Below are 7,439 nucleotides of genomic sequence, written 5' to 3'. Positions count from 1 at the left end.
CTATATTCGGGCTAATGTCAGACACTTCCTTAAGTTTTTGGAAGAAATCGGTCACAAGGATTTCACGGGAATGTCATTACAGATAATTAGGGATTTTCTGATAGCTACCCAACCTACCCACAGGGGAAGCATGCCCAACGTTATTGATTCTGTTAAGAAATTTGTACGCTTCCTTAATGTAGAAGGACTAACGGCACTTACTCCGGAAATGATACTATTTAAAGTAGCAACACCCCGAAAAAAGGTTCTTCCATGCTTTAGTCAGGAAGAAGTTAAGGCTATGCTGGAACAGATTAATACGTATACGCCACAAGGAAAAAGAGACTATGCTATTATCTATCTGGCATCGCGGACAGGACTTCGGTGTTCAGATATCCTGGGCCTGAAGTTGACAGACATTGACTGGAAACATAATGAAATGCATATCATCCAAAAGAAAACTGGAGAAGCGCTGTCCCTCCCATTCGGCTCTGATACAGGCAAAGCTATGGCAGACTATATACTTCAAGGCCGCCCGGATACTGATGTACCCTATGTTTTCCTTCGTGTAGAACCACCTTACAGGAAGCTTGTTGATACGGCCGTTACCTCAAGTATACTGGCTAAATATATGAAAAAGGCGGACATCACCCATCTTCCGAGAGACGGGAAAACATTTCATGCCTTGAGACGTTCCATAAGTACATGGATGCTGGAATCAGAGATTCCGCTTTCAACTATATCGCAGATTTTAGGACACCGAAGCCTCGATTCGACAAAGCGATATCTTTCCCTTGCTACATCAATGCTGTCTGAATGTACTCTTGATATCCAAGGACTTGGGACTGAAAGGAGGGAACTGGTATGAATCCCTCTTTTGAAAGCCGATTTGCTGGACAGATGCAGGACATGCTGCAGTTCAAAAAATCGCTTGGGTACGCAGACAACAGCTATGTCGGTTATCTTTTAAACTTTGACCGTTTCTGCATGGAGAATTACCCCGATGCGTCCGTTTTGACCAAGGAAATCGTTATGGACTGGGGCCGGAAAAAGCAGAACCAGAAACCAGAATCGGTAATAAGGAAAATCATAGCCCTCCGCGAATTCGCGAGATACCTGAATTCAGTTGGTGATAACGCCTATGTGGCACCATTGGAAATGTTTGGACGCAGGAAACCCTTTGTACCATATATCTACACTGATGAAGAACTGACTGCTTTCTTCCGTGCATCCGATAGGATTCCAGAGGACAAACGTTCTCCTTACCGGCATCTGGTCGTTCCTGTCATGTTCCGCCTGCTGTACTGCTGTGGACTCAGACCCAGCGAGGCTAGACATCTGCACTGTAGTGAATTTGACCTTGATGCAGGGATACTGCATATCAAAGAAACAAAACGGCATAAAGATCGTACTGTTCCAGTTGCCCCTGGCATGCTGGAACTATGCCGAAAGTATCATTCGTTAAGCAATCTTGCTTATAAAGACAGGGAATATTTCTTCAAGAATCCAAACGGGGACATATATCCTGAAAACTGGTTGCAGAGACATTTTTGGAGGTGTTGGAAGATAGCCGGCATTACTTCGTTTCATGGATCAACTCCAAGAATATATGATTTTCGTCATAATTATGCCACAAGGATACTCCAAAAATGGCTGGAAGATGGAAAAGAACTGCAAACATATCTTCCTTATCTCAGTGCTTATATGGGGCACTATGATTTTTCGGAAACTGCTTATTATATCCACCTCCTTCCCGACCGATTGGTCAGAACCGAATCCATCCACTGGGATGAAGTGAATGCGGTTATACCGGAGGTGAAGTAATGGGAAAGAAAAAAGACGACAAACTGTTCTGTCTCGTTCGAGATTTCCTTACGGTTTATCTTCCAGAACAGAGATGCTGCAGCCTCAACACGGTAAAGTCCTACAGGGAAACACTAAATATCCTACTAGACTACGTCACAAAAGTGAAACATGTCCCATTAAGACAGATAACATTTGCAACACTTGATTATCAGCTGGTTTCTGATTTCCTTGATTGGCTTGAAAAGGAAAGGAACTGTAGCATCTCGACAAGGAACCATAGGATGTCGTGCATACGTTCATTCTTTAAATATGCAGTGAACATGGAACCAACAGTAAACGCATCCTTGATTGACCTAGGAAAGATTCCAGTCAAGAAAGACATGAAATCAAAAGTCATGGAGTTTATGTCGGAGGAAGCCCTGCAGGTAGTCCTTGCTCAGCCTGATACTGGAACCAAAAATGGAATACGAAACTTATTCTTTATGATCCTCATGTATGATACTGCTGCAAGAAACCAGGAGATGTTAGACCTGAAGGTAAAAGACATTGTAGCTAACACAAAAACTCCCTGCGTATATCTGAGCGGAAAAGGCATGAAACGTAGGATCGTTCCCATTACACTGAAGACAGTTCAACATTTCCAAAGATACATTGGTCTCTTTCAACAGGAAAGTAACCCCGACCAGTTGCTGTTTTATACAACTAACAAGGGTGTAAAACATCAGATGTCAGATGATAATGTAGCAAGGTTTTTGAGACAGTATGGTATAGCAGCAAAAAAAAGTTGTAAAGCAGTTCCTGAAAAAATCCATCCACACATGTTTCGAAATCAAAACTAAAATAAAATCCAAACTTTTCGGCAATAACAAAGGAAAGAAGCTATATTCAACGATAAAAAGTTTGGATTTTATTTATCGCTGGAATTATGTTTTCAAGCCACAAAATCCCCTAAGCGATCCATTCGGATTCTTCCATTTCTTAGCAATTCTTTTATCCGTCTCATTTTCGAGAGTTGCCAGTGCTTTCGCTTTGTCCTCCGTCGTTATGTCTAAATAAACCATGGTCGTCTCCAGATGAGCATGTCCAAGAAGAAAACTGACCTGCAAGATATTAAGCCCGTCTTCAATCCAGTGGGAAGCTTTTGCATGTCTGAAATGATGAGCATGGATATTTAACGGCACGTCTGGGCATTTTTCATGCGCTTTCTTTGCGTACTTCTTCAGCCTTTTGTCTATCGCAGGTTCAGTCAATTTTGCGTACTTTCCGCCTACTCTGGAATAGAAGAGGTGCGCATCTAGATCTGCCGGTTTCCCATGAACCTCGTATATGTATTTTTTGATATGTGAGACAGCTTTCGGGAGAAGATAAAGGGTTCTGGTCTTCTGACCTTTGCCGACAATAGTAATATATGGCTTCTTCTCCTCCATGTGAATCTGTTTGATCTTTACCGACAGGATCTCGTCCAGTCTCGCCGCAGTTGCATATAGAAGGATCATGAATACAAAAGATCTCTCTTCCCGATACTTGTAGACGGATCCGGTGCCGATAACATGGCGGTGACAGCATCACGTGTCAGGCCGTTGACTTTCTTACTGGCACATTTCTGCCTCTTGATTAACCTTGCGTCCTGATACAGATACATGAGGCTGACATCACGGATGCCGACATACTCAAGAAAGACACGGATAGAGGCAAGCTGCACATTGCATGTGTCCGGACAGCATCTGCGGTTTTCTTTGAGCCAGCAGATCCATTTTTCAATATGCAGTCGTTCAAAACACGTCTTTGTAAAACCAGAAGGCGTAATGCCTTCTGACTCAAGGAACAGAACATAAAGAGTCAAAGCGTCCTTATAAGATTTCAGTGTGCGTTCGCTGTTTGTAAGCATTTTTGGAGCATAATCATAAAGGAAATCTGATATATACCGCGAAAATATCACAGCCTCATTATTCTTTCTCATCATCTGACACCTCCGGCACTATGGCGTTGAAACCATCTTCCGTCTTATCCCTTAGGGTATCGGCAAGGCGGGGGACAATGGAATAATAATAACGCGTCGCCTCTATGGAGCGATGCCCCATGGATTTCGAAAGATAATGAAGCTTATCATTGAACCCAAAGCCATCATCAGTCCATCTGTTGATGTTGACGATTGCATAATGATGGCGGATGTCATATGCGACGGGCGATGCTGCAGGGCCATTCGCCTTGTTCCATAGCGTACGGAAGTTATCCTGCACCCATTCCCTGGAATAATGGGAGCCTTTGTAGGACTGGAAGAAATAGGTTCTGGAAGGCTGCAGTTCAGCGATTGCCCGGTCATATCTTGCCATAAGGTTTGTCATTGTATCATGCATTACAACGTAATGTTGGTCATATCCTTTTGAATTCTGGATATTGATGACACCCCGTCTAAGGTCTACATCCTCTGTCCTGAGCAGCCTTGCCTCAGTTGTACGCATACCAGTGCTGAATAAAAAGCGGAAAAAGACCGGGACTGTAAACTTTCTTATTAGCGACGCCCGCCTTCCAAGATATGGATGAATGCTATCACAAACATGGAAGAAATGTTTCAGTTCATCCTCCTCAAATGCATATGGAGTGTATTTTCGGGGTTCCGGTCTGAGGACAGCCGGAGGAAAGACATCCGTAAGTTCTCGGCGCTGCAGATAATCAATAAACATCCTTACGACCCTTGTTCTTGTATCATATGAGCAGTTTGTCTCAGTGTCTCTTTTAGCACACCATGCAGTAACCATCTCCTGTGTCAATGTCACATCCGGCGGATAGTTGTCCGCACAGAAATGGTCAAAAAGTTTGATATTTAGCCCGTAACACGGTTCGTTCCATGAACCAGATGCCTTGCGGTATTCAATAAACCGTTCTATCATCTTGGAAAAATTAGACCTGAACTGGCTCATGGACAGAACACCCCCTCCCTTACCGGGAACGCTTCTATACTCAATGCGCATTCTTTCAGATGCACAAGGTCAGCGTGGAGATATGGGTCTAATGAATGGGGGTTCGCATGCCCCAGTGTATGGCTGATTACCGGTCTGGGGATTCCGCTGCTCAGGAAAGATGTAGCGACATTGTGCCTGAAAAGATGCGTTCCACGCCGATCACCTTTTTCCTGCCGCAGAGAAGCGGCTTTATAAATTTTGGCTGCTTGATGCCAGACAGCGCCGGCTTCAAATGGATAGTGAGGATAAACAGTACCAAGAAACAGATGATTATCGCTGCTTTCCGATCGTTCATTTAAGAGATAATCATAGATGGAATTCCCAATGGTTGCCGTAAGCGGAAGGACAAGAGGCTGACCGGTCTTCTGTTGCGGGAAATGTATCTCGTCAGCATCCCAGTCAATGGAACCGAGCTCCATCCCAGCGATATCGCACGCTCTTATCCCTGTGAAGAACAGGAGTTTACCAATCGCCCTGTCTCGTAATGATAATCCGGAGTTTCTGTCATCAAGCAAAGCATGGATGGATTCCACCTCTTCAAATGTAAGGAACTGGATGTTTTTCCTTTTGGGGCGTATTGGTGGAAGGTATGCAAGGAGAATCTGACATTCTTTTTCTTTCCAGTCAGTTCCGGCCCTGAGGACAGATGCTATCTGCTTCTTGTAACTGCTACATTTGGAAACATTGCCTTCTCTGTCAAGAAAAAAGGATAGAACGTCTTCTTCACCGATACATCCAAGGCTTTTCATGCCCCTTTTTTGCATGGCATAGAGGAAAGATGATGCGGCAGACGCATTTCCATAAATGGTGCTTTCCTTAAGACCACGAAGCTTATCCGATGCTTTGTAAAAATCTATCAGTTCCCTGAATTCTGAGATAAGCTGATTATAAGCACCTCGCTTTATAAAGCAGTTTTTAATTTTTCTGTTCGGATACTCTCCATGAAGATCGAATTGCTGTATGGCCCCAAAAGCTATCCTGTGGTTCTTTTTATACGGTGTTGATTCTGATTTTTGTACCCGGTCATTATAAATGTCTAAATAAGATAGCCATGTTTTATGTTTTTCGCTTTTCAAGATCCAATGGACGTTTTCCTGAATGCGCCGGATATAACTTTCTGTGTATCCCTCCTTTTTCAAAAAATTTAATAATTCCTGGTAATACTGTTGCAAATGTGTAAAATTCATATATGATTACCTCCTTAGTTTTATCATATATAAGCTTTACATCAAAAATAAAATCCAAACTTTACATAATCCAGCAGTCCATATTTTCCTTGATTTTTAATGGAAAGTTTGGATTTTATTTTAGTTTTGATTTCGAAACAAATCCAAAAGTTTGGTTTTGTTTCGTAGAACGAGAGCCATGCATCTTTATCGGTCAGGCATGCCATTAGCATTATTATCGGAGTGGCTGGGACATGAGGATCAGGAAACTACTTTGATTTATTCCTATGCCGACACGGAGATGAAACGTAAGGCAATTGAACAGGCCACCAGTGCATCCAATCCTTTAAATGAAGATGATGATTCTGCATCATACTGGAAAGATGATGACGAAATAATCCGCAGATTGTATGGTCTGAAATAAGATTTATCCCGATTTTTATAAGGATATGTACTCGTTTCCACAGTATGTTTAGGGTGCATTTATAAAAATCGGGATAAAAAATTAATCGGGATAATGGGGATGGAAGCAAAGATTCTGTCCCCACGTATGAAGGACTGAAGTAACGCCAATTGTGGCCCCGAGATGTTCAGGGTCTCTTGCAAGTTCCATCAACGTATGTCCTGCGGATCGAATCAAGAGGGCATAAAGAAGTTCCTGATTGTGAAAAACAAGGGTGTTAAGTTCCTGAGGTATTGTAAAAACAACGTGAAAGTAACCGACTGGTAAAAGCTTAGACATCTGAGCCTCAACCCATTCCTGTTGAACAGAATGTTGGCATTTGGGACAGTTTCTGTTACGACAGGAATTGAAAGAAACCTCCTTAACACCACATTCCGTGCAAACTTGGGCATGGGAACCAAGAGCTGAGGTTCGACACAGTCGAATCATATGAAAGGCTTTGGCTTGAGCTGGGGAGAGGCGCTTAAGGCGAACATGTTTAAAAATATCTTGAAGCTCAGGTAAAGGAATCCCCCCCATCAAGAGGGCTTTTCACAGAGGAAAGATGGTTTGTTGATAGGTGGATATAGTTAGAGGTTGTTGAAATATTGCTATGCCCCATCAGGATTTGAATCGTACGGAGATCAGCATTATCTTCAAGAAGATGAGTTGCGAAGCTGTGCCTATTATGGAGAGCTCCCCATAATGAATAGGGAATTATCCGAAGTCAGGGTAAATAAAAGGCTCATCTGCTGGATAAGCATATAAGCACATAAGTTTGGTTATTTTACGAATGGAACCTGACTTTGGATAATTTTATTGGACTAAACTGCGTGATGTTCGTCGCTATGGGGAAATTAAGATCCCCAGCCTTGTTTATTTCAATCGTTTTTCGAAATACTATGTATCTTCAGTCCGAAATTAATACCAAAGTTAATTGAAGCTTCATAAATGACACAGACTCCCCCTCCCCAATAAAGTGGCATTCTTAAAAAACATTATGTAGTTAATGTCTATTTAGGTGATGCTCTACAGAGATGGCCAACGCCACAGCAAGGACAGATTGTAAAGTCTTTACCCGTT

Annotated in this window: 10 protein-coding genes; 4 read left to right on the top strand and 6 right to left on the bottom strand. The window is 42.6% G+C overall.

Annotated features, from left to right (window positions below; genetic code table 11):
* The 3 genes from JL57_RS26865 to JL57_RS26855 all read left to right on the top strand — a co-directional run.
* A partial coding sequence (locus JL57_RS26865; RefSeq protein ID WP_034144968.1) for a site-specific integrase occupies positions 1-847 on the top strand: 847 nt, incomplete at its 5' end.
* Positions 844-1,803, top strand: a complete 960-nt coding sequence (locus JL57_RS26860; protein ID WP_034144966.1) for a tyrosine-type recombinase/integrase — start codon at positions 844-846, stop codon at positions 1,801-1,803. The genes JL57_RS26865 and JL57_RS26860, both read left to right, overlap by 4 nt.
* A complete protein-coding gene (locus JL57_RS26855; protein WP_291300634.1) occupies positions 1,803-2,624 on the top strand; it encodes a site-specific integrase in 822 nt (273 codons plus the stop codon). Before JL57_RS26860 ends, JL57_RS26855 begins: the two co-directional genes overlap by 1 nt.
* 84 nt (positions 2,625-2,708) lie before the next feature.
* Here the strand turns inward: JL57_RS26855 and JL57_RS35685 are convergent, their stop codons facing one another.
* From JL57_RS35685 to JL57_RS26840, 4 genes are read right to left on the bottom strand one after another with little or no spacing between them, the layout of a single operon-like run.
* Entirely contained in the window at positions 2,709-3,281 is a 573-nt protein-coding gene (locus tag JL57_RS35685) for a tyrosine-type recombinase/integrase (RefSeq protein ID WP_291300633.1), read from the bottom strand.
* Positions 3,278-3,748 (bottom strand): hypothetical protein, encoded by a 471-nt coding sequence (locus JL57_RS35680; RefSeq protein WP_291300632.1) that lies wholly within the window; start codon positions 3,746-3,748, stop codon positions 3,278-3,280. The genes JL57_RS35685 and JL57_RS35680 overlap by 4 nt, the downstream gene beginning before the upstream one ends.
* Complete coding sequence (locus JL57_RS26845) at positions 3,732-4,706, bottom strand: tyrosine-type recombinase/integrase (RefSeq protein ID WP_034144965.1); 975 nt, start codon at positions 4,704-4,706, stop codon at positions 3,732-3,734. Before JL57_RS26845 ends, JL57_RS35680 begins: the two co-directional genes overlap by 17 nt.
* Positions 4,703-5,935 carry a tyrosine-type recombinase/integrase gene (locus JL57_RS26840; RefSeq protein ID WP_034144964.1) on the bottom strand — a complete coding sequence of 411 codons (1,233 nt, stop codon included), beginning with the start codon at positions 5,933-5,935 and terminating at the stop codon, positions 4,703-4,705. The genes JL57_RS26845 and JL57_RS26840 overlap by 4 nt, the downstream gene beginning before the upstream one ends.
* Before the next feature lie 157 nt (positions 5,936-6,092).
* Here JL57_RS26840 and JL57_RS26835 point away from each other — a divergent pair, with 157 nt between their 5' ends.
* A complete protein-coding gene (locus JL57_RS26835; RefSeq protein ID WP_291300631.1) occupies positions 6,093-6,338 on the top strand; it encodes a tyrosine-type recombinase/integrase in 246 nt (81 codons plus the stop codon).
* An 81-nt stretch (positions 6,339-6,419) separates the two neighbouring features.
* Here JL57_RS26835 and JL57_RS26830 read toward each other — a convergent pair whose 3' ends face one another.
* Positions 6,420-6,896 carry a transposase zinc-binding domain-containing protein gene (locus tag JL57_RS26830; RefSeq protein WP_291300630.1) on the bottom strand — a complete coding sequence of 159 codons (477 nt, stop codon included), beginning with the start codon at positions 6,894-6,896 and terminating at the stop codon, positions 6,420-6,422.
* On the bottom strand, positions 6,874-7,074 hold the full coding sequence (locus JL57_RS35675; RefSeq protein WP_366557115.1) for a tyrosine-type recombinase/integrase: 201 nt from the start codon (positions 7,072-7,074) through the stop codon (positions 6,874-6,876). The genes JL57_RS26830 and JL57_RS35675 overlap by 23 nt, the downstream gene beginning before the upstream one ends.
* Positions 7,075-7,439: the final 365 nt, after the last annotated feature.

The organism is Desulfosporosinus sp. BICA1-9 (genome assembly GCF_000802135.1).
The sequence above is the reverse complement of the archived record's forward strand: the minus strand, read 5'-3'. Positions and strand labels throughout refer to the sequence as shown.

Coding starts and splice junctions, on each gene's coding strand:
- JL57_RS26860 (WP_034144966.1), top strand. CDS start 844: ATGAATCCCTCTTTTGAAAGCCGATTTGCTGGACAGATGCAGGACATG.
- JL57_RS26855 (WP_291300634.1), top strand. CDS start 1,803: ATGGGAAAGAAAAAAGACGACAAACTGTTCTGTCTCGTTCGAGATTTC.
- JL57_RS35685 (WP_291300633.1), bottom strand. CDS start 3,281: ATGATCCTTCTATATGCAACTGCGGCGAGACTGGACGAGATCCTGTCG.
- JL57_RS35680 (WP_291300632.1), bottom strand. CDS start 3,748: ATGATGAGAAAGAATAATGAGGCTGTGATATTTTCGCGGTATATATCA.
- JL57_RS26845 (WP_034144965.1), bottom strand. CDS start 4,706: ATGAGCCAGTTCAGGTCTAATTTTTCCAAGATGATAGAACGGTTTATT.
- JL57_RS26840 (WP_034144964.1), bottom strand. CDS start 5,935: ATGAATTTTACACATTTGCAACAGTATTACCAGGAATTATTAAATTTT.
- JL57_RS26830 (WP_291300630.1), bottom strand. CDS start 6,896: ATGGGGGGGATTCCTTTACCTGAGCTTCAAGATATTTTTAAACATGTT.